The following is a 20,380-nucleotide window of genomic DNA, read 5'->3' as shown; positions in this document are numbered from 1 at the left end:
GATCGGATGACCGGCACCCGCTCCACAGCGGACAAAAGTTAACGGGCCACAGAGGCGATCTCGGCCAGAGTCGAACCGTGCGATCAGCGCGGCCGGCTGCGGATAATCAGCTCAGTCCGGCGCAGGCTGTGACCCGACCGGGCAGCAAAGGACCAGGTTGTATCGACTTCCTCGATCACGAACCGGGCAAAGATCGCACGGATGAACGGCGTGTCGTTGATCGACATGATGAACTGGCCGCGGACGCCGGCCAGCTGCTCGGCCATCGCCTCGTACCGCTCGCGGCCGAAGTCGAGGCCATAGCCCTCGGTCTCGTCATAGGGCGGGTCGAGATAGAACAGCGCCTGCTCGCCATCGTAGCGCCGCAGGATCTCGCTGTAGTCGAGCTGCTCGATCGTGACCGGCTCCAGCCGCTGGCGCAGTGCCTTCAGCTCGGCGCGCAGGTGGGCGAGATTGATCCGCGAATCCTGCGTGCGCCGGACACCGAACGCTCGGCCGATGACGCGGCCGCCGAACGCCAGGCGCTGGAGGTACAGGAAGCGGACGGCGCGATCGATATCGGTGAGCGTCGTTGGATCGATCGCCAGCTGACGCTGGAATTCGGCCCGACTGGCGATCAGCCAGCGCAGCTCGTCGACGAACGGCTCATAATGGCGGCGAACGACGCGGAAGAGATTGGCGACGTCGCCGGACAGGTCATTGATGACTTCGACCCGTGCCGGCGTCGGCCGGCGCAGGAAGACGCCGCCCATGCCGACGAACGGCTCGATATACTCGCGGTGCGGGGTTGCCTCGATTAGGGCGCACAGGCGCTTGGCAAGGTTACGCTTGCCGCCCAGGTATCCGGCGATCGGACGGGCGGCGATGGTGGTGGAAGGCATTCGTCTCAGCTCTCTGGTGAGGAGCACGTCGGCTACGCGCGCTGAGTGGCCGCTGATCGACGCGATCGGCGGGTCCGGGGCCGATCGGCCCGGGATGGCGGTGGGCGTCAGTGACGCCGGAATGGGGGTGGCTTCGGGGATACGCGGGGGAGAGGGCCTTGCCGCTCCGCCCGGGGAACCGGGCGGTTAGCCGCGCAGCCAAGGCGTCTGCGCCCTGCGTATTCCCCGAAGGTCTTCTATTGTGCAGGCCACCCGGCGAACCGGAAAGCCCTGGACCGCGCGCGCGGGTCGATCCCCGCGGCTAAGCTCGGATCGACGAACGCGATATGGCACGGCTCGCGGCCCTGGTCTACGTGCCCAGGCGAAAGGATCGACGTGGCAGAGCCCTACACCGGCCGGCCGATGGACCTCGGCAATATGCGGTACAACGGCTGCCGCTCGATCACGCTCTATTGCCGGTGCAAGCACGAGGCGACGGTGAACGTCGACGCATATCCGGATCACCTCGCGGTACCGGACATGCGCCTGCGTTTTCGCTGTTCCAAGTGCGGCCAGCGTCCCTATGCCTCCCGGCCGAACTCGACCGAGTTAGGCCAGAAGCTCAACCCGAGCGGTTAGTTGACCTTCCGCAGGTAGTTGGCGATCAGGATGTCGACGCTGCCGCTGATCGCGACGTTCGGCCCGAACCGCAGGCCCATCAGTGCCTGCGCCAGCCCCTTGTCACCTGCCGGGAAGGTGTTGGTGTCGAGGAAGTAGAAGCCAGAGACGGGATCATAGATCACCTCGGCCAGCGGACTCGTCGAAGTGTTGGCGTTGGCGCTGCCAGTCTCCTGACCGAACCAAGCGCCCGCGCCGATCGACCACCCCATCAGGCCCCGCACGTCGTTGAAGCGCAGCAGGATGCCCCCCCGGACCCTTGCGTCATCCGACAGGCGGGGGCTGAGGCTCTGGTAGAATTGTGAGAAGCCCGGCGAAGCGCCCAAGCCAGTGGCGTACTCGGCTGTGGTACCACCGAACGACAGGCGTGCTGCGCTGAAGGTGCCCGGCTGGATGAAGCCGACACTAGCCGGGACCACCACGCTGCTGGTCGACCAGGTGAAGGTCGCGGAGCCTGAGGTCTTGGCGTCGAAGATGAGGTCGCCAGGGGGCCCAGCGACCGTCCTTTGGGCCGGACCGCCAAGGTTGCCGCGGAGGTTGGTGGAGCTGTACGCGTTGGAATTTGCGACGACCAGCGGCGCGATCTGCGTGTGCCGGGCCTTCATCGGCGCGTCATATGCAAAGCTGGCGCGGAACGAGCCGTTCTGCGACTTGTGGACGGTGTCCCGCATCACCGAGTTGGCAGGTGCGCCCCCGCCGGCCCTGAAGGTGTACGGGATCGCCCGGCCCTCCGTATTAGCCGGATCGGGATCGATCAGGTACGGCTCCTCGTCCACGAAGACGGCATCCTTTTTGGTGTCGCACCACGCCCTGAGGGCGATATTGGTCTCACGGACACGCGTGTAGCGTCCGCCACCGACACTATCGGGATTGACCGACGACACGTACAGGCAGCGCCCGCCGACCGCCTTGAACACCTGCTGATAATATTTCTCGTAGTTGGCGACGTTATCCGCGGCGGGCTCGGCGCCGTTCGTGCAGGAGTGGACGGCGATGTCGAGGATGCGACCTGCGTCCGTGTACGGCTTCAGCTTCGCGACCGTGCTGGCGATCCGCGCATCCATAACCATCTGCGTGGAGGTCGAGCCGCCGACGCCTGCACCCTCCGGTCCCTGATTGGTCCCGCTCCAGTCGATATCGAGGCCGTTGCGCTCGGCCGCCCGGCGCATCGCATACAGCATTTCCGGTGTCTTGCTGTCGCCGTCACCGACGATCATGACGTTGGCAAGCGCGACGATCGTCGCATCGTCATTCAGGATCGTGCCGGTCACGCCCGATGGCGTGCCAAGTCGATAGGTGGAGCCGGTCTGGAGCTGATAGCCGAAGGTCTCGTCGCTCTCGACGTCTGTGTCGCCGTTGATCGCGATATCAACGGTCGCGGTGTCGCTCCCGGCCGGGAAATTCCAGGTCTTGTTGCCAGGCAAGCCACCCGGAAAGTCGGTCGCGATTGCGGTGCCCTGGACGAAGAGGCCAAGCACACTGAGCGTACCGACAAGCGTGCTGCGCCGTGCCGTAATAGTTAGCGTTTTCGTGCCGCTATTACCCTCGGGGGTGCTGACTACTGCTTCGGTTAGATAAACGACCGGTCGCGCGAGGTCCGCCTGCGCCATGGCAAGCGCGCTCACCAACTCGGGAAGGATCACATTGAGGGGGCGTGCGAAATCATAGGCCATGTCAGAGATATCCCATGTCGGTTGCGAGCGTGACGGCCGGAGCGATGGCGTCCTGCGCGCCGTCGACCTGTGTCGCGAGGAGGGTGGAGTCGCCGTTGGTGTTGGCGATGGTCGGCCGCGCCGCCATGATCGTGACGGGCGATGCGCGGCCGCTGTTGGTCGCGTTCGGATGCGTCTCAACCAGGCCACCGGCGAATGTGCCGGCACCGCCGGAGCCGTCCCATGCGTAGGTGCGATCGTCGCTATCGATCGAGAGGCCGACGATGCTTTCCGACACCGTCGAGCCGGTGGTCGCGCCGATGATCGATCCTGTCGATGCGGTGCCGACCGTCAGGGTGCCCGACAGCTTCACGATGCCGAGCGTGACGGGCGGGGTCAGCGCGTCGGGCTTGTAGAGCAGCTGCTGTTGCGTGAAGCCCGGCGGGCCACCGAGGACGGCATTGTCCTTGATCGTGATGCGGGTCACGAATTTCGTGATGATGCCGTTGTCGAGCGACGCGACGCCGGCGGCCGAGGCGAGGACGTTAAGGCGTCCGGACGAGATGACCGATCGGCCATTGCGGTACCGCTCGGCCAGCTCGACCGTCACGTTCTTGTTGAACAGCGATTCCGAGAACTGGCCGTCGCGGGCGAAGCGGAGGAAACGGCCGGTCGGGTCGACCAGCTCCTCGCCGTCGATCGACGCCTCGGTCGATCGGTCGTCGCGGTAGAACGACAGCACGAATGCCCTGCCCGTGAGATCGATCACGGCGCCGGTGCTGTCCTGCTGCTGGACTTCCAGGAAGAAAGGTTCGCCCGCCTTCAGCGTGAAGGCGGACAGGTCATTGGCGGTCAGCAACATGGCCGGGTCTCCTATTTGCGGGCGCGGGGCCAGGCGTCGACGAGGAGGCGGCGCTTCGCATCGCAGCTCGTCAGATCGAAGCGGCCGTCGCGGATGGTGGCGTCGTCGTCGGCCGCGGTGGCGTCACCGCCCGGCTGGCGGTGCTGCGGGGTCGGGGTGCAGGCCACCAGCGCGGCCGCCGGCGGCTCCGGGATCTGCGGCGATCGCGGCATCGAGGTCGTCGATCGCGCGCACCCGCTCAGGGTCACGGCAAGGCACGCGGCCAGCATCAGTCTGCGCATATTCCCTCACGGTATCGGTGGATTTGATGATCAGCGGCGCGCGGGCGGCGAGCCGGTCGGCATAGGTCTGCGCCGCGGCTGCGCCGGCGATCGCGAAGCCGGCGGTGGCCTGCGCCACGTCGCGCTCGCCGTGCGCCTGGTCGAGCGCGCGGCCGGCCTCGCAAGCGGCGAGGTCCGCCTTATAGCGGCCGCGCAGCTGGTCGACGCGCAGGCCCCACACCACCAGCAGCGCGACCAGGCCAATCTTGATGGCGGCGCCGGCCCCGCCGAGCTTCGCGACCAGGGCGGCGATCATGCCACCACCGCGCACTTGGCCCGATCGACGTTGCCGATCCGGTGGGCGACCCAACCGCGGTGGAAGACCGCGAGCTTGGGGTTCACGCGGACAAGGCGGGCATATTCCGCCTTTTGTGCGGTATCGAGCCGATCGAGCGTGCCGCGGCACAGCTGCGTCGCCCCGACCTTTGCCTGACAGGCGCGGTAGGCGGCGATCGTCCCGGGCCCGACGCGGCCGTCGATCGTCAGCTTCGTGCCGCATTGGCTGTTGATCGACAGCTGGAACCAGCGGCTCGGCCGCGGCGCACCCATGTTGACGGTGGTGTCGAACAGCTCCTCGGCGACCGGCGCGTCGATCGACACGAGCGGCTCATAGCCAGACGCCACGATATAGCGGCCGTAATAGATGCTGTGCGCTACCTCACGCGGCAGCGTCAGCATCGGGCCGGCGTAGCCGTTGGCGATCGCGACCTTCTTGGTGATGCCCATGTTGGTCTCGCCGCCCGGATCGGCGGGATGATTCACATAGCCGCCCTCGACCGCGATCACGCCGGCGATCATCAGCGCGATCGTCGCCATCCCGCCGGCGGCTTTCGCCTTCACCGCCCCCGCCTTCGACGCGAAGAGCCGACGCAGCGATCCGTCCTGCGGGATCAGCCGGGCGATCATGACCAAGAGGAAGAGGGCCATGCTGACCAAGTTGCCGGCCCGGGCTGGAACATGCGCGCGGATCTCCGCCGGCATCATGTTCCACAGCGCGAGCAGCTGGTCGGGTAGCAGCGTCATGGCGGCGAAGAGGATGGAGCCGAGCGCGGACACGCGCAGCGACCACCAGCGCGATGCCTCGCGCCAGTCGATGGACTTCATGGATGGTCTCCCGGGGGGTTAGGCGCGGCTCAGGCCGCGCGGTAGATCTCGGCGATGCCGGCGACGCCGACGATCAGGGGGTCGCGTGCCAGGGCGGTATCGGCTGCGGCGACGCTGTCCGCGCGGCTCAGGCTGGCGATCGTGCGGGACACGAGGCGCCGCGCCGGGGCGGCCGCCTGGATGGCGGAGCCGATCAGGACAAGGGCGACGGGCGCGTCGATCACTGGATGCTGCCCTTCGTCATCATCTCCAGCTTGGTCTCGATCCGCGCCGTCCGGATATCGATCTTGTTGAGCAGATCCGATCGGCGCTCGTCGCGCAGCTCCAGCTGGCCGATCTTCGTCTCGGCGATCTGCAGGCGCTGCTCGCGCTGGCCGTCGCCCCGGATCGGTCCGGAGATGACGAACGCCGCGCCGACGATCGCGCAGGCGACCGTGATGATGTCCTTCACGCTGATGCGCGAGGGGGCGGGCGTATCGGTCATGTCAGGTACCTCAGGCGGTCGGCGCTTGGCCGATGAAGGCGGTTTCGACGTTGCGCCGGCAGTGGCCGGGCGCTTCGCCGAGCAGCAAGAACAGGCGGTCGATGATTGATTCGGCGATCAGCGCCCAACGCCGGCCGGCGATCGCGCCGCGGCCGACATAGCTGCTGATTGTCTCGTCGGCCGACGGGCAGGTGTCAGTCAGGTGGAACAGGTAGGCGATGCCGATCAGCAGCACCTGCGCGAGCTGGTCGATCGAGACCAGCAGCTGCTGAACCAGGTTACGCAGCCGGCGCATCGAGCACGCTCCAATCGACCACGGCCGCCTCCGCGATCGCGCCGATCGTCATGGCCTCCGCGATCGCCCGCTTCGCGGTGAAGCGGATGCCCTCAATGGCATCGGCAACGAAAGCCCAGGCCTCGGCATTAGCCACGACCTCGGCCGCGAGATCCGCAATCGTCATTCCGCGCGCCGTTGCCTCCGACGCCAGCATGACAGTCGACGCGCTGTTGTCGGCGAGCCAGCGCCGGGCCACCTCCGCCTTCATCCAGTAGGTACCAACCTGACCGGGCAGCGCGGTGATGAACCGCGCCCGCGCCCGCTCGGCCGCGTTGTCGACGCCCACCATGAGCGCTGTGCGCAGTGCCGGCAGATCGATCTCGATCTGCATCACGACCTCCTGCGGCACGAGAAGGATGCCGACGCCATTAGGCAGCGGCTGGGTCAGGGCAGCACCGGCCGGGCCAGATCCGCGCCACAGCTCCTTGCCCGATGCCAGATCATAGGCGACGAAATGCTCGAACATCGGATATCCTACCTCTTGAACACTGTGGCGCCGATGGTGCGGAAGTTTCCGGCGAAGTAGCCGTTGCTACGGACGGCCCCCTCAACATGCTGTATCTTCAGCATCAGCTGATAATTGGTGGTCCCGATGATCGACGGCATGTCCTGCGTGGAGAAGCTAAGAACGCCGGAATAGGATTGCGCACTGGTCAGCTCGGAAGGCCCCCAGATCATCACGCCATCCCGAAACAACGCGAATTTCATGTACGGGGTGAAGCCGCTATCTGCGCTGGCACCGTAATCAAACGCCACTGACGGGCTTATGATCACGCCAGCGCCCTCGCTCGTACCAACGCCAACCGATATGACTTCCTGCCAGCCAGTAAGCTGGTCGGGACTATCTCCGACATAGTCGAAGTAGGAGAATATATCCTGCCGGACAGAGCTTTGGGTGATGTACGGCGCGGTTACGGCGTTTGAAGCAATCCCGCGTGTCGTGACGGAGCCGTCGACCAACAGATTGCCGCCGATCGCGACGTTGCCGGTGAGCAGGATGCCCGCGCCGTTGTCGCTGTCGGATGCGAGCGTCAATGCCACCCGGCCGCCCGGCGATGTCGCCTGCAGCACGATCCGCGCAGCCTGATAGCCGGTCTTGACGTTGTTGGCCGCCGTCAGCGCCGAACTGGCGTTCGCGCTTGCCCCGTTCGCCGTCGTCTCGACGCGGTTGATCTGCTCGGCCAGCGCCCCGGCTGCGCCGGCCACCGTCTGCTCCGATCGATAGGCCGCGGCCGCCGATGATGATGCCTCGTTGCGGTACCGCGCCGCCAGCTCCTGTTCGGAGCGGGCCGATGATGCAAAGCCGGAGGCCGCGGCGGACGATCCGGACGCGGCTCTCGCGCTGCTATCCGCTGCGCCAGCCGAGCCTGCTGCCGCGCCGGCATAGCCGGCTGCGGTACCTGCCGAGCCGTACGCCAGATCGCGATACTGTGCGGATAGCTCCTCCGACCTGCTGGCCGATGACGCCGATCCCGTAGCTGCGGCTGCAGACCGGGAAGCCGCCTCAGCATTGCTCTGTGCAGTACCGGCGAATCCTGACGCCTGTTGAGCCGACGTGTTGGCCGCTGACGCACTGACACCGGCTGCGTCTGCCTTGGTGGAGGCGGTGCCGGCGCTGGTGTTGGCGGCACTCGCCGAGGTGCCTGCCTGCCCTGCCGATGTCGCCGCCAGTCCGGCCTGTGTCGATGCCGTGCTGGCGGACCCGGCCGCGTTGGTCGCGCTGGTACTGGCCTGGTCCCGGTAGGTGGTGGCCTGACCGGCTGCGGTCTGTGCCTGCGTCGACGCACTTTCCGCCGCGCTCGCTTTCTGGCCTGCCTGCGTCGCGCTGGCGGCCGCTGATTCTGCGCTTCGCGCTGCCGCTTCGGCATAGCCGCCGGTGCCGCCGACCGTTCCAGCGGCCACGGCCGCAAGCTCCGCGCTGCGCGCGGCCGAACTAGCCGACCCGTCCGCATCACGCTTCGATGTCGCCGCCTCGGACGCGCTGACACTCGCTTCTCCGGCTTTCGTGGTCGCGATCGTCGCTTTGCCCGTCGCGATGCTGGCCTGTTCGCCTGCCTCGCCTGCCTTGGTTGTCGCGATCGTCGCCTGCGCCTGTGCGGTGCCGGCAGACCCGGCAGATTTGCGCGCCTCGTCGGCCGCCTGGTCACGGGCGGTTCCGGCAGCATCACGGGCGGCCGTGGCCTGATCGCGAGCGGTACCGGCATTCGTCGCCGCCAGCTGCGCGGCATCGCGCGCGGCGTTGATCGCACCGAGCGCACCGTCCTTCGCATCGCCTAGCGTTTCGCGCAGCTCGTCGATCGAATCGTCGATGTGACCGAATCTGTCGAAGACATCGGCGACCGTGCCGTTGCCGAACGGGCTGGTAGGATCGCCCGAGTTAGTCGCGTTGTTCGCCGGCTTGGTTTTGTCCGGGTCTTCGATCAGCGGCCACTCGCTGATCGCCTTTAGCGGCGCGACCTGCGTCGCCTTGGCGAGCCCCTCGATCGACAGCGAAACCTTGGAGAGGGTTTCGCCCACCTCGATCGAGAAGTCTTTGAAATAGCCATAGACGGTCAGGCTCTCGATGCCGGCCTGCCCGATCCACAGCGACGGCTGCGCGCGCACCGACGCGACCCGCCCGGCAACATCGTCCAGTGCCTCCGTCCGGATCAGCGCCCGTGCCGTCATCCGCTTGGCGAACGCCCGCTCGATGATCGTCACGTCGCCGAAGTCGTCGACCGCCTTGCGGCTATAGTCCGTAATCCCGGCACCGGGCCCCGCCTCGGTGATGCCGAGGCCGACCAGCGGACCGATCAGCAGCGTGCCGATCGACACCTCGGCCGGCCCCTCGATCGTGACCGTGATGCTGTCGCTCGGCAGCGGCATGTCGAGGAACAGGACCGTGGCACCGGCAATGTCCTGCGTCCGGTCATACCCCGGCGACTGCACCCGGATCGTGGCCCCGGTGACATCGAGGGCGGCCAGCGCTGACACCGGCGCGCCAGGCGCGAGGGTAACGACGATCTTCTGCAAGGCCGAAGTGACCGAGCCGAGCGCCTGGTCGAACATCGCCCACCGGCGCGTAGTGCCGATATCGATCCATGCGCCCGCCGCGCCCGCCGGATCGATCCCGACGTTTCCCGCGGTCGCGCTCTCATAGATCCGGTGGGTCGCCGCCTTTATGACGCGGGCGCCGATCGGATAGCTCGCCACCGGCGACCATTCCGGATGATCGTCCTCGGCAACGGTAGTCGCGACCAGCGTGGCATCGGTGATGGCAACCGGCTGGAGCAGCTGCAAGGTCGACGGTTGATCGCCGGGCGACGGATCAGCGCCGGTGTCAGCAACGTTATCGGTGCCGGTCAGGCTTTCGACGGTCAGCGAGCAATAGGCGATCGTCGGCGTCGCGAGGTCGAGCGAGAAGTCCTTGTAGAACCCCCGGAGCGTCATCGCCTGGAAGCGGTCGTCCGCGACCCACCTCGCCGATGTAGCGCGCAGCTCGGCCAGCCGGCGCTGGATGCCGTCGACGTCATCGATCGGCACCGCGAGGCGGAGGGCCATGCGGCGGGCAAAGGCCCGCTTCACCACCGTCGTGATGCCGAACGCGTCGGTATCCAGGCGGCTATAGTCGATGATGCCGATCGTGGCGCCAGTCTCGACGGTGCCTAGCTCGATTGAATCGCCCGCCGGCGTGACGACGATCATGCCGCGTTCGCCACGCTGATCGCCCGCCCGCCACTATCGGCGGTGATGTCTTCCTGCACCCGGGCAATTCGCGACGTGTTGCCGGCAATCGCGGCCTGGCCAGAATTATTCTCGTTCCGGAGCTGCACCACGTCCGCGCGCAGCGATTTAATCTCGCTGATCAGCTCGTCATTGGCGGCAGCGGCAGCGGCTGGCGTGGTCGTGCTCTGCGCCACCGCGGCCGCACTGACCTGCGCGGTGGTCGAGGTGGCCTTCTGACTGCCGAGCGAGCCGACGACGCCATAGGTGGCCTCCAGCGCCGCGGCGGTCTGCGCCTGGATGCGGGCCAACTCCTGCCGGCTGGTGGCGGCGTCGGCCGCGGCGCTGAGCAGCGCCTGGCTGAGCGCCGGCAGGCCCTTGGCCGCTTCCATGTCACCGCCCCGCGCTGCCGAGTTGGCCGCATTGAACGCACCCTGCAGGCTAGCGAAGGTGTCGCCGCCGGCGGCATCGGTCAGGCCACGGATGCGGCGGACCTCGTCCATGATGCTGTCGCCGACCGACGTCCACGCCTGGCGCAGCTCGTTCGCTGCCCGGGCAGCGCCCTGCGCATCCTGGATCGCGTAGATCTGCTCTTGCAAGCCGCGGTTGCTGACGTCGAGCTTCGCCAGCTCCAGCGCCCGCAGCGCCGCGGTGTCGCCGCGCAGCTCCAGCAGCTGGCGTTCGAGATCCTGGCGCTCGGCCGCGACATCGGCCGCGCTCTTCGCACCGACCATCGCCGATTGCAGATCCGCGAACGCCGGCGCGAGCTGGAGGAGCGCGGCATAGGTCGACTGCCCGGCCGCAGTCGTCAGATCCTGCGCCTCGACCAGCTGACGGAACGCGACGTTGGTCGCCGGCACGCTCAGGCCGAGGCTGGCGAACACGCGGTCCATCTGCGCCTGGCGGGCGGCCGCCTGTTCGGCCTGGCTGTAGAAGCTGCCGAAATAGGCGTCGACCGCGCTGGTCAGGTCGCCGATGCTGTCGAACTGGTCGACCAGGCCGAGCTTCGCGTCGATCGACATCGTCCGGACGCCGGCGCCGAGCATATCGAGCGAGGTGGTCACCGCCTCCAGCGTCGACGACACGCGGACCAGCGTCTCGAATGCGCCCTCGCCCGCCTTCTGGAAACGGGTCAGGCCCGGGAAGGCCGCTTCCGCCATGCCATCCGCCGCGGCGCCGAAGATCGCCTCCAGCTTCTCCTGGATCTGCGTTCCCGTCAGCCCCTTCAGGTCGATCTTGCCGATCGACACCACGAAGCCGTTGAGGCGGGCCTGCACCGCGCTGGTCGCCTCGCCGAGCGGGTCGGCCGCGCCGGCGATCGCCGATGCGAAGCTGCGCAAGATCAGCGTGAACTGATTTTCTAGTCCAGCGTCGGCTTCTGTAAATTGTGTCGAATACTTCGTGCTGGTCGTGATGCCGAAGAGCTTCTTCTTCTTCTGGACATCAGAATAGGTCGACGCGTCGAAGCCGTTGTCGAGAATATCGCCGACCGACTGCGCGCCACCATAGAGGCCGGAGCCGACCACGGTGGTCTTGGTGCCGAACAGCGACGCCAGCGCCCCGCCGAACACGGGCACGATCGCCTTCAGGATCGAGCCGACCGCGTTGGTCTGGAAACCCTCGGTCACGCCGGCGGATGCGTCGATGTTGCCCGAGCGGACCAGAACGGCCGCAAGGCCACCGATCTGATCGTCGATCGAGCGCAGCGATCCGGCCATCTGGCGCGCGAAGATGCTGGTCACGGTGTCGACCTCGCGCAGCTGGTCGATCGACCGCTTCAGGCTCTCGCTCTTGGCGTCGACATCACCCAGCACGGTACCCGTGCCGATGTTGGACGGCTCGGGCTTCTGCCCGCCGCCACCGAACGATCCGGCGATGCCGACGCCGATCGAGGCGAGCGCGGCGATCGTCGCGGCGCCGGCGGCCAGATTGAGCGGGAACGGCAGGCTCTTGATGGCATTCACCACCGCCTCGGTCGCGCCGGCCGCGGTGCGCGCGGCGCTGGAGGCGAGCTTCGATCCCGTCTCGATCGCGTCCTGCGCAATGGCGCGGGCCGACAGCACGAACTGCACGAGGCGGAACGCCTTCTCAGCCGCAGCGAGGGCGTTGTAGCCGTCCGAGCCTTCCTTGAAGAACCCGCGCGCGGCCGACGCCATGTCGGCGAACGCGCCGACCTGCTGCGACGATGACCGGATCGCGAACTGGCGGTTTTCGCGGGCGATGCGAGCCTCGTCGGTGCCCGCGGCGCGGATCGCGGCCTGGTGCGCCTCCTGCAGCCGTGCCTGGTCGGCATAATAGCCGGTCATCACGGTCAGTGCGTCGCCGATCGCGGCGCCGACCGAGCCGAAGGCATCGGCCATGCCGCTGGCGGCCCGCTGCGCCGACTGGTCGATGGTATCGAACATATCCGCGGTCGCGGTCAGGCTGGCGTTGTAGGCGTCCTGTTTCTCGGTCAGCTGCTGTTGCCCGACGGCGATCGCGACCTGCTGGTCGATATACGCCTGGCGGTCGGCCGGATTGAATCGCTGCGCTTCCTGCGTCGCCTTCAGCGTCGCCAGCGCGCGAACCCGCTCCATATCGGTGGCACCGACCAGGCGCAGCTCCTCGCGCTGTTCCGCGAGGCGATCGCGGCCGCCCGCCATGGCGGTATTGGCCTGCGCGGTGCGCTCGGCGGCCGTCAGGCGATCGCGGGCGGCGCGCTGCTCGTCGAGCGCCTTGGTGGCGCGGGCGGTTTCGTCGGTCAGGCCGCGGCCCCGGGCGGCTTCGATCGCGGCCAGGAGCGGCAGATCCGCGATCATGTCCTTCACCAGCTCGGCCGCGCGCTCGGCCGGTACCAGCCCGCCGGCGACCAGCGTGTTGACGGTCGCCTGTGCCGACGCCTGGTCGACCAGGGCGGCCGTTCCCTTGGCTGCATCGGAGACGCGCTGCGCGATCGCGAGGCGGACCTCCCGGTTCACCGACGCCTCGATATCGGCGCGCTGCTTGATCGCCTTGCTCTCGGCTTTCACCCGCGCCTCGGCGACGAGCGCCGCGGCACCGGAGACGCCGTAAGCGTCGGCCAGCGCATAGAGATTGCGGATCTGCGCCTCGATCGCGGCCGCGTCGCGCACGAGCTGCTCGGCATGGCGGTCGACCTTTGGCTTGGTCGGGTTCCGATCAGCGATCAGCTCGTCGGCCTTCTTCTTCAGCCGGGCCTGCGCCGCGTCGATCGTGTTCGCGCCGATGCGGCCGACGATCGCGTTCGATCCGGAGACGAAGCCGGCGACGCGCTTGGCATAGGCATCGCCGAAGGTCTTGCCGAGCGTGTTGCCGGCGCTGGCCACCGCGGTCGCGGCCGGCCCCTGCCCGATCGCGGACAGGACGGGCGACAGGAAACCGGCGATCGACTTCACCCAGCCGGCCGCCCACTCATAGACCTTGCCGAAGATCGAGGCGACCGCGTTGCCTGCCCATTGTGCGGTGCTGACGACGGGCGCGAAGAACCGCGACACGGCATCGGTGATCGCGGCGACATAGCCGGACACGGTCGCCGACATGCTGCCCCACAGAGCGATGATCGCGTCGTAACCGCCGGCAAAGAAACCATAGATCGAGGCGACGAAGCCCTGCACCTGCTTGGCGTCATCCGGCGAGAACAGATAGTCCATGATGGACTTGCCCTTGCCGTCGAGCCCTGCGCCGTCGGTGATCGTCTTCCAGACGCCGGCGACGATATCGCCGGTGGTGATGGACTGCTCGCCGAGCTTCTTCATCTCGTCATGGGTCAGGCCGAGGCCCTCGGCATACTTCTTCAGCCCGGCGGTATCGTTGAGCTGGTCCTGCCAACGGTAGATCGCGACGCCGGCGACGGCCGCGACCGCGATCAGCGGTGCGAACGACAGGGCAAGGCCGCCCATCTGCTTGCTGAAGCCGGCGATCCCGCCCTCGGCCTGCTGCGCGACCTGGACGATCTGCCCGAACTGGCTGGCGAAGATCTGGAAGGGCGGCGCGCCGAGCGCGGCCATCGTGGCGATATCGTTGAACTGCGGTGCCATCTGCGCGAGCGTGCCGCTGGCCCGACGTGCAGAGGTGTGCATCGTGTCGTGCGCCTGCGCGACCTCGCGCAGCCGGCCGGTCAGCACCTGCTGTTGGCGGGCATATTCCGCCGGCGGGGTAGCGCCGAGGTGATAGAGCCGCGTCGATTCGGCGATCTCGTCATTCAGCCGCTTGGTGGCGGCATAGAGGGGATCGGTCGACGCGCGCATGCGCTCGGCCGCGGCCGCGTCCGCCAGCATCGCGTCGTGCGAGGCGCGCAGCGTCGCCGCCAGCTGCGCGTGCTGGCGGTTGGCGAGATCCGCCGCGGCCGCCTCGTTGCGCAGGCGCGCGGCGACGGCATCTTTCGCCAGCGCCGCCTCGGCCGCCTGCTGCTCGCGCCAGATCGCCATGCCACGCCGGGCGGCCGCCTCGAACATGCCGTGCGCATTGGCGGCTGCACGCATCGCCTGCGCCTCGCGCTCGGCCGCGGCCACGGCGATCGCCGCAGCCTGTTCCTTGGCCTGCGCTGCCGCCTCGGCTTCCAGGCGGATCTTGCGCGCGGCCGCGAATTCCTGCTCATACAGCGCCAGCTCGGCCGCACGGATGCGACCGGCCAGCTCGGTATTGCCGGCGCGATCGGCCGCCAGGGCGCGCTCCTCGGCGCGGATGCCGCGCATCTCCTCGCGGGTCTTCCCGAACGACACGCCCTGCCGCTCCAGCTGGCGAACCATCGCCTCGCCATCTTTCTCGGCCTTGCGGGCGGCATTGCCGACGCTGAGCAGCTCGCGGGTGGCGGCCGCGCCGAACGTCGTCACGCTGGCGGTTGCGCCGCCAAGGTTGATCATGCTGCCGGTCGCCTTTTCGATCCGGGCGGCATCGGCCAGGATCTTGGTCTCGGCAGAGTCCATGGTCGAGGTCAGTCGATCCAGCTCGCCGAATGACGCGCCGGTATCGATGACGAAGTCGACGCCGAACCCGGCAGAATCGTCGTCGAGCATCGGCGTTCTCCCGGTTGGCGATCAGCCCAGCACGCTACGGAGCTGAGCTTCCTCGACCTCGCGCTCCCGCGCGGTGACGCCCATCCGCCAAGGCGGTGGGCAATGCTCGCTTTCGGCCAGGCGGCCTTCGGCAAGGTAGATCGCAGACAGGCGACGCAGCAGCCGCTTTTCCCACGGCTCGGGCCGCACACCGGTGCCGCTCGACCACGCCTCGATCTCGCGCCAGCTGAGGGGCGCGGCGCCCATCCCGGCCGCCTCACTGATCCCTAGCTCGATTAGCCAGTCGGTGAAGTGGGGCGCGGGGTTCGGCGGCATGCGCGGCTCGGTCTTGCGCTGCTTGGCCGTCTCGATCCGGCTGAGCCGGGGCGCGGCAGGCTCGACCTTGCCGCGCTTGCTATTCGGGTCCGGCTTTGGCGTGGCATGATACCACGCCAGCTGCCGGACCCAGAGGGTCAGGCCGTCGTCGAGACGGCGCTGAAGTTTCCCCAATCGCCGTAGAACTTCACGACCTGCTTGGTGATGAAGCCGAGCGACTGGTCGGCATACACGGCGCGGAACAGCGCCTCGCCCGTGATCGGCTCGGCTGCGCCGTCAGGCTGGTAATCGAAATTCTCGAAGCTGGCGGTCAGCGCGGCGAGGTCGGCCGACGTTTCCGCCTTGCGCTCCTCGGGGGTAGCGGCCGTCACCTTGCCGTCGTTGTCCTGCATGCGCTTCAGCGCACGCGACGACTGGCGCGCCTCGATGACGCTGGCGATGTCGCTGCCCGGGCCGTGAAGGTGGATGCGGATCGGCAGCTTGCGCTCGGTATCGGCGAACAGCAGCTCGCCAGTCGGCCCCTTCACATGGAGGGCGGCGGTCGCAGCGACGGCGAGAGTGGCAATATTGAACTTCATGGTCTGATCCTTCGCGGGAGGATGGCGCACCGACCCGCCCTGCGAACCCGCGACGAGCGGGGCAGGCCGATGCAAAGAGGCCGGCGTCGCGGGCGCCGGGAGGGGGTTGATCAGGCGGCGTTGACCTTCACGATCTTCGTGCAGATCTCGATCGCCGGCGTCGCCATCAGCATCGTGTCGGCGCCATCGGCGTTCTCGGGCATGCCGAACGTGCGGCCACCGAAGAACCGCTTGGAGCCGTCCTGATAGGTGACGCGGAAGCTGTAGAGCTTCTGGCTGGCATCGTCGGCCGACGTCTGGAGCAGCGTCTGGCCGGCATCGGCCGGGTCGAGTGCCAGCGACGGCTGGATCGCGCCGCTATCGGGCGAGCCCTTGTACTTCTGCTTCTCGCCCTTCAGCGGCTGGAATTCGACCTTGGCGAAGGTCGCGCCGAACGCGCCGATCTTCTCGACCTGCCCGACTTCGAGGAAGGTCAGCGCGCCGTAGCCGGCCGCATCGAGCGAGGCCGGCGAGGCGGCCGTGATGGCAAGCGTGGAGCCTGCCGCGGTCTGCGACGTCATGGGGGGTGTTCTCCTGTGACAGGATGCCGGCAAGCCGCCGGCGGGGCATCACCCGCCGGGCGGCGGGCGATCGGGGTCAGGCGGGCTTGGTGCGGCCGGCCTTGCCGGCATCGCCGTCGACCGGCGCAGCGGTGGGCACCTCTTCGACCAGGCCGGCGACGCGGTAATTCTCGAACACGCCCTCGGCGAACTCGTGTTCCTTGCCGGCGAAATACCGCTGCTCGGTGCCGGCATCGTTGAACTCGCGAAGGATTTTCGCCTTCTTCATGACGGGGGTGTCGGACATGATCATTCTCCTCGTGAAACAGGCTTGTCGAAGCTCACCTTGAAATCCTGCGCCTGCTCGAAGCTGTCGCCCGGGCCCGACAGATCGGGGCCGCGGCCGGCGGTCAGCACGGAGGCGCGCAAGGCGCCGGCGAAATTGCCCTGGCGATCGGCGCAGGCATCGACGACCAGGTCGAGGATGCGGATCTGCGCGTCGTAACTGTCGGCGCGGACGGTGATCGAGACGCGGTCGTTCGTCCGGACGGTCTTGCCGCGCTTCAGGCGCTGGCGCTCGACGCTGCTGATCGTCCGGATCAACAGGCTGTTGAGCGGCGCGTTCGCCGGCAGCTTGCCCGCCTTGATATTCGCGATCGGCACGAGCGCGTGCAGCGGGGCATAGCCGAGCAGCAGCTCGCCCATGATGTCGGCACCGGTCATGCGTCGGTCTCCGAAGCTGCCGCGCCGGCGATACCCGCCCGGGTCGCGCGCGAGGTGACATAGCCCTGCATCACGGCGATCGCGTCGCCTTCGCGCTGGTCGAGCGCCGGCCGCAGGAACGGCTTGGCCTGCGCGCCCGGGTGATAGACCGAGGTGCCGACCGGCTTGCCGTTGATCAGCAGCGTCGCCTTCAGGTCGCCGTCACCGTCCGTGATCTTCGCGTTCACGCGCCGAGCAGTCATGCCCTTGCGCACGGTCGGGTCGATCGTGATGAAGTGAGGGTCGGTCCCGTATTCCAGCCAGCGGCCGACATAGGCACCGGGGCCATCGAGATAGATGCGGGCGCGGATCAAGGTGCCCTCGCGCTTGACCTTCACCTTCACCGAATCGGCGATCAGCACCTTCGCGCCGCCCCCCGTTTCAGCGCGCCGCCCGCCAAGCGCGGCCTTCGCATCGTCGGCGATGACCTCGGCACCGGCACGCGCAGCGCGCGGCAGGATGCGATTGAGAAAAGCGTCCGGCAGCTCGGCGATCGCCTGGCGCGCGGCCGAACTGCTGCGCCGCTTCGCCATCAGGCGCCGTTCCCGGCCGGCCGATGTTCCTCGGCCATCATCTCGATCCGATCACGCCTGCCCAGCTCGACCGGATCGCTGATCAGCTGGAAGATCCGGGTGCCGTAGACCAGCCGCATATCCGAGGTGACGTCCTCGCGGTGCCGCATCCAGATCCGCGATCGCTTGGTCGTTACGCCGTCCTGCTCACCGCGGCCGGGGCGGACGTCCTCGATCTTGGCCCACACGGTATCGACCGGCGTCCAGGTGCCCGACCCGGCACCGCGGATACCCTCGGCCGCTACGGGCCTCTCGATGCTGACCCGCTTGTCCAGGTCGCGAGGATTGAACCTCACGGGTTGATCCGGAAGTCGTGGATCAGCCACTCGATCTCGACCGGGCGTTCCTCGAACCGGCCGCGTATCAGGGTGAAGAGCGCCAGGCGCAGCGTCGCCGGGATCTTGTCGCCATCGTCAGCGTAACCGACTTTCACGTCGGCATATATCGGCCGGCGGGCGAATGCAGCGGGCACAGCGCCGATCGGGCGGATGCCACGCGCGAGGCCGACACCGGTCAGCTCGAAGCCGGCGATATCGACTGGATCGAGGTCGCCGCTGGTCGATACCGTGCCGATCGCGACCAGGCTGCGCGCCGGCCCGACCGTGAGGTGAGCCAGATCCTGCACCGAATCGGCACGGACGCGCACCACCTGGTTCAGGAGGCGCAACCCGGTGATCCGTTCCAGATCGTCCTGCGCGGCCTGTCGCATCAGCGTCAGCTCGAAGTCGAGATCGGTACCGTCGATCCGCAGGTAGGTCTTCACCTTGTCGTGGAGCAACGCATCGCCCCGCGCCGGCACGACGGTTTCCGGCTCGCTCAGCACGTCAGATGCGCTCGGCGAAGTCGACGAGGACCAAGCGCTCGGCCTCCTCGGCATCGAGATCGGTGCCGATCGTCAGCACCTGGCCGCGCATGCGTGACAGCTCCGGGCCTTCCTGGCCGACGAGCATGCGGATGGTCTCAACGCTGGCGATCGCTGCCGGCGGTGCCACGACGTCCGCGGCGGGCTCAGCCGGTGCCGGCGCGGCAGGCTCGGCGGGCGCGGGCTCGACCGGCGCAGGCGCTGGCGCTGGCGCCGGCGTGACAGGTTCGGCCGGCGCAGTCTTGGCCGGTGCAGGTGCAGGTGCAGGTGCGGGCGCCGGGGTAGCCGGCTCGGTGACGGCCGGCGCTACGGGTGCCTTCGCGGTGGTCTGACGGTTGCTCGGGCGCTTTGTTGCCATGCGGGGTCTCCTCAACAAGCCGCAGGCGCGCCTGCGGCTGGTAGAAGAGGCGGGGCCGAAACCCCGCCTCCCATGCCGGTCAGCCGGCCTGCTTCAGCGCCTTCACGGCGTTCTGATCGAGGAGCGCGCCGTCGTAGCGGATCAGGCCGGCCATGCCGACCTTCGGCCAGAAGCGCTCACGCACGGTGCCGATCAGCGGCGAGCCGACCTTGCGGACGGTGTAGCGGCTGTGGTCACCGAACAGGACCGAGCGATTGCCCGCGCCGATCGCCGGCACGTCGTCGTTCACCGAGTAGGGCTTGCCGAGGATGACGTCCGGGGCGTTGGCGCGGATGTCGCCGAGCTGCCACAGGTAGTTGCCCTGGCCGTCCTTCAGCTTGCGGATGGCGGCGAGCGTGGTGTCGGCGAACTGCCAACGGCACTGCGGACTGCGGCGATACGCCTGGTTGACCGAGTGCTGCAGGTTGATCAGCTCGTCGGCCGCGATCGCCAGCGCCGACGCCGCGGTGATGCCGAGGCCGGCCGACGGCACGATGCCGCGGGGTTCGGTGCCGCCTGTGCCGAGGGTCAGCTTTGCATTGGCACCGCGACCGAGCCGCTCGCCGAGCTTGCGGGCGACGAACATCTCGACGTTGAACGCCGAGTCCTGGAGCAGCTCGAAGCTCATCTTCAGCCAGGGCGTGGCGAAAACGAAGGCGCTCAGCGTCGCCTGACCGAACACCAGGTCGCCCGAATTGTCGTCGACCACGTCCGCACCTTCGGCCAGCGCAGACGAACCCTTGCCGGTGTCGTCGTTGGTCGGGATGTCATACGGGTTGCCACCGCTCGTCACCATCTCGTCGGTGATCGTCGGGTCGTACATCGGGCCCCAATCGCGCATCACCTCGATAATGCGAGCTGCCAAGGTCCGCGGCACGGTGTAGCCGCCGGCCGCCTGCGTGCCGACCGTCTGCGTGCGGTTCTCGACGTAACCGCGGCGCAGCAAGGCGCGCTGTTCGGGGGTGACGGCGGACACGTCGCCGCCCTCGGCCAGCATCGCGAAGAACGCATTGCGATATTCGGTCTGCTGACGCTCCTGGTCGGCGTCGGTGTTCTCGTTGCGCTCGCCGTCCTGACCGCGCGCCTCGACGTCGCCGCCGATCGGACGGTTGCGCGAACGGCGCTCCTCTTCCTGACGCTCGAAGCCAGCCTGACGCTCTTCCCGCGCGATCTTGGCGTCGAGCGTGTCCAGCTCGCCCAAGATTGCATCGTGCCGGCCTTCCAGCTCGGTGCTGCGGGCGTCGTCGGTATTGGCGGTGATGAGGTCGAGCGCCTCGCGGGCCTGCGTGACCAGGCGTCCGCGCTGCTCATGCAGCTGGATCAAAAGGGCCATGGGTTTCTCCT

Annotated in this window: 22 protein-coding genes; 1 reads left to right on the top strand and 21 read right to left on the bottom strand. The window is 68.0% G+C overall.

From position 1 onward, the window contains the following. Nucleotides 1-83 precede the first annotated feature (83 nt). Nucleotides 84-881 (bottom strand): DNA adenine methylase, encoded by a 798-nt coding sequence (locus ABD719_RS08805; protein ID WP_344692968.1) that lies wholly within the window; start codon nucleotides 879-881, stop codon nucleotides 84-86. 375 nt (nucleotides 882-1,256) lie between these two features. Between ABD719_RS08805 and ABD719_RS08800 the strand changes: the two genes are divergently transcribed. After that, on the top strand, nucleotides 1,257-1,499 hold the full coding sequence (locus ABD719_RS08800) for a hypothetical protein (RefSeq protein ID WP_344692967.1): 243 nt from the start codon (nucleotides 1,257-1,259) through the stop codon (nucleotides 1,497-1,499). Here ABD719_RS08800 and ABD719_RS08795 read toward each other — a convergent pair. From ABD719_RS08795 to ABD719_RS08700, 20 genes are all read right to left on the bottom strand, one after another. Continuing rightward, on the bottom strand, nucleotides 1,496-3,211 hold the full coding sequence (locus ABD719_RS08795) for a hypothetical protein (RefSeq protein ID WP_344692966.1): 1,716 nt from the start codon (nucleotides 3,209-3,211) through the stop codon (nucleotides 1,496-1,498). The two genes, ABD719_RS08800 and ABD719_RS08795, sit on opposite strands and share 4 nt — an antisense overlap. Before the next feature lies 1 nt (nucleotide 3,212). Then, nucleotides 3,213-4,052 (bottom strand): hypothetical protein, encoded by an 840-nt coding sequence (locus ABD719_RS08790; RefSeq protein ID WP_344692965.1) that lies wholly within the window; start codon nucleotides 4,050-4,052, stop codon nucleotides 3,213-3,215. Between the two features lie 123 nt (nucleotides 4,053-4,175). Then, nucleotides 4,176-4,628: a hypothetical protein gene (locus ABD719_RS08785; protein ID WP_344692964.1), complete on the bottom strand. Its 453-nt coding sequence runs from the start codon at nucleotides 4,626-4,628 to the stop codon at nucleotides 4,176-4,178. After that, nucleotides 4,625-5,476, bottom strand: a complete 852-nt coding sequence (locus tag ABD719_RS08780; RefSeq protein ID WP_344692963.1) for a glycoside hydrolase family 108 protein — start codon at nucleotides 5,474-5,476, stop codon at nucleotides 4,625-4,627. The genes ABD719_RS08785 and ABD719_RS08780 overlap by 4 nt, the downstream gene beginning before the upstream one ends. Before the next feature lie 29 nt (nucleotides 5,477-5,505). After that, the gene (locus tag ABD719_RS08775) at nucleotides 5,506-5,700 is read right to left on the bottom strand and encodes a hypothetical protein (protein WP_344692962.1); all 195 of its coding nucleotides are present in this window, start codon (nucleotides 5,698-5,700) and stop codon (nucleotides 5,506-5,508) included. Then, complete coding sequence (locus tag ABD719_RS08770; RefSeq protein ID WP_344692961.1) at nucleotides 5,697-5,960, bottom strand: hypothetical protein; 264 nt, start codon at nucleotides 5,958-5,960, stop codon at nucleotides 5,697-5,699. The genes ABD719_RS08775 and ABD719_RS08770 overlap by 4 nt, the downstream gene beginning before the upstream one ends. A 10-nt stretch (nucleotides 5,961-5,970) precedes the next feature. After that, nucleotides 5,971-6,255: a hypothetical protein gene (locus ABD719_RS08765; RefSeq protein WP_344692960.1), complete on the bottom strand. Its 285-nt coding sequence runs from the start codon at nucleotides 6,253-6,255 to the stop codon at nucleotides 5,971-5,973. Further along, complete coding sequence (locus ABD719_RS08760) at nucleotides 6,239-6,763, bottom strand: hypothetical protein (protein WP_344692959.1); 525 nt, start codon at nucleotides 6,761-6,763, stop codon at nucleotides 6,239-6,241. The genes ABD719_RS08765 and ABD719_RS08760 overlap by 17 nt, the downstream gene beginning before the upstream one ends. Before the next feature lie 8 nt (nucleotides 6,764-6,771). Beyond that, nucleotides 6,772-9,981, bottom strand: coding sequence for a hypothetical protein (locus tag ABD719_RS08755; RefSeq protein WP_344692958.1), 3,210 nt, complete (start codon nucleotides 9,979-9,981; stop codon nucleotides 6,772-6,774). Then, nucleotides 9,978-15,011: a phage tail length tape measure family protein gene (locus ABD719_RS08750; protein WP_344692957.1), complete on the bottom strand. Its 5,034-nt coding sequence runs from the start codon at nucleotides 15,009-15,011 to the stop codon at nucleotides 9,978-9,980. The genes ABD719_RS08755 and ABD719_RS08750 overlap by 4 nt, the downstream gene beginning before the upstream one ends. 21 nt (nucleotides 15,012-15,032) lie before the next feature. Next, nucleotides 15,033-15,500, bottom strand: a complete 468-nt coding sequence (locus ABD719_RS08745; RefSeq protein WP_344692956.1) for a phage tail assembly chaperone — start codon at nucleotides 15,498-15,500, stop codon at nucleotides 15,033-15,035. Then, complete coding sequence (locus ABD719_RS08740) at nucleotides 15,464-15,904, bottom strand: hypothetical protein (protein ID WP_344692955.1); 441 nt, start codon at nucleotides 15,902-15,904, stop codon at nucleotides 15,464-15,466. The genes ABD719_RS08745 and ABD719_RS08740 overlap by 37 nt, the downstream gene beginning before the upstream one ends. A 110-nt stretch (nucleotides 15,905-16,014) precedes the next feature. Continuing rightward, on the bottom strand, nucleotides 16,015-16,464 hold the full coding sequence (locus tag ABD719_RS08735; RefSeq protein WP_344692954.1) for a hypothetical protein: 450 nt from the start codon (nucleotides 16,462-16,464) through the stop codon (nucleotides 16,015-16,017). Between the two features lie 76 nt (nucleotides 16,465-16,540). Beyond that, nucleotides 16,541-16,750 (bottom strand): hypothetical protein, encoded by a 210-nt coding sequence (locus tag ABD719_RS08730; protein ID WP_344692953.1) that lies wholly within the window; start codon nucleotides 16,748-16,750, stop codon nucleotides 16,541-16,543. Between the two features lie 2 nt (nucleotides 16,751-16,752). Continuing rightward, complete coding sequence (locus ABD719_RS08725) at nucleotides 16,753-17,148, bottom strand: hypothetical protein (RefSeq protein ID WP_344692952.1); 396 nt, start codon at nucleotides 17,146-17,148, stop codon at nucleotides 16,753-16,755. 14 nt (nucleotides 17,149-17,162) lie between these two features. Continuing rightward, complete coding sequence (locus ABD719_RS08720; RefSeq protein WP_344692951.1) at nucleotides 17,163-17,738, bottom strand: HK97 gp10 family phage protein; 576 nt, start codon at nucleotides 17,736-17,738, stop codon at nucleotides 17,163-17,165. Then, nucleotides 17,738-18,073 carry a phage head closure protein gene (locus ABD719_RS08715; RefSeq protein WP_344692950.1) on the bottom strand — a complete coding sequence of 112 codons (336 nt, stop codon included), beginning with the start codon at nucleotides 18,071-18,073 and terminating at the stop codon, nucleotides 17,738-17,740. Before ABD719_RS08715 ends, ABD719_RS08720 begins: the two co-directional genes overlap by 1 nt. Next, nucleotides 18,070-18,600 (bottom strand): head-tail connector protein, encoded by a 531-nt coding sequence (locus tag ABD719_RS08710; RefSeq protein ID WP_344692949.1) that lies wholly within the window; start codon nucleotides 18,598-18,600, stop codon nucleotides 18,070-18,072. Before ABD719_RS08710 ends, ABD719_RS08715 begins: the two co-directional genes overlap by 4 nt. 1 nt (nucleotide 18,601) lies before the next feature. Then, the gene (locus ABD719_RS08705; protein WP_344692948.1) at nucleotides 18,602-18,997 is read right to left on the bottom strand and encodes a hypothetical protein; all 396 of its coding nucleotides are present in this window, start codon (nucleotides 18,995-18,997) and stop codon (nucleotides 18,602-18,604) included. A gap of 79 nt (nucleotides 18,998-19,076) precedes the next feature. Beyond that, nucleotides 19,077-20,369 carry a phage major capsid protein gene (locus tag ABD719_RS08700; protein ID WP_344692947.1) on the bottom strand — a complete coding sequence of 431 codons (1,293 nt, stop codon included), beginning with the start codon at nucleotides 20,367-20,369 and terminating at the stop codon, nucleotides 19,077-19,079. Nucleotides 20,370-20,380 lie beyond the last annotated feature (11 nt).

Origin of the sequence: Sphingomonas cynarae (assembly GCF_039537815.1) — a bacterium.
In the GTDB taxonomy this organism is placed as follows: Bacteria; Pseudomonadota; Alphaproteobacteria; order Sphingomonadales; family Sphingomonadaceae; genus Sphingomonas; species Sphingomonas cynarae.
This window is presented reverse-complemented; position numbering and strand designations above follow the sequence as displayed.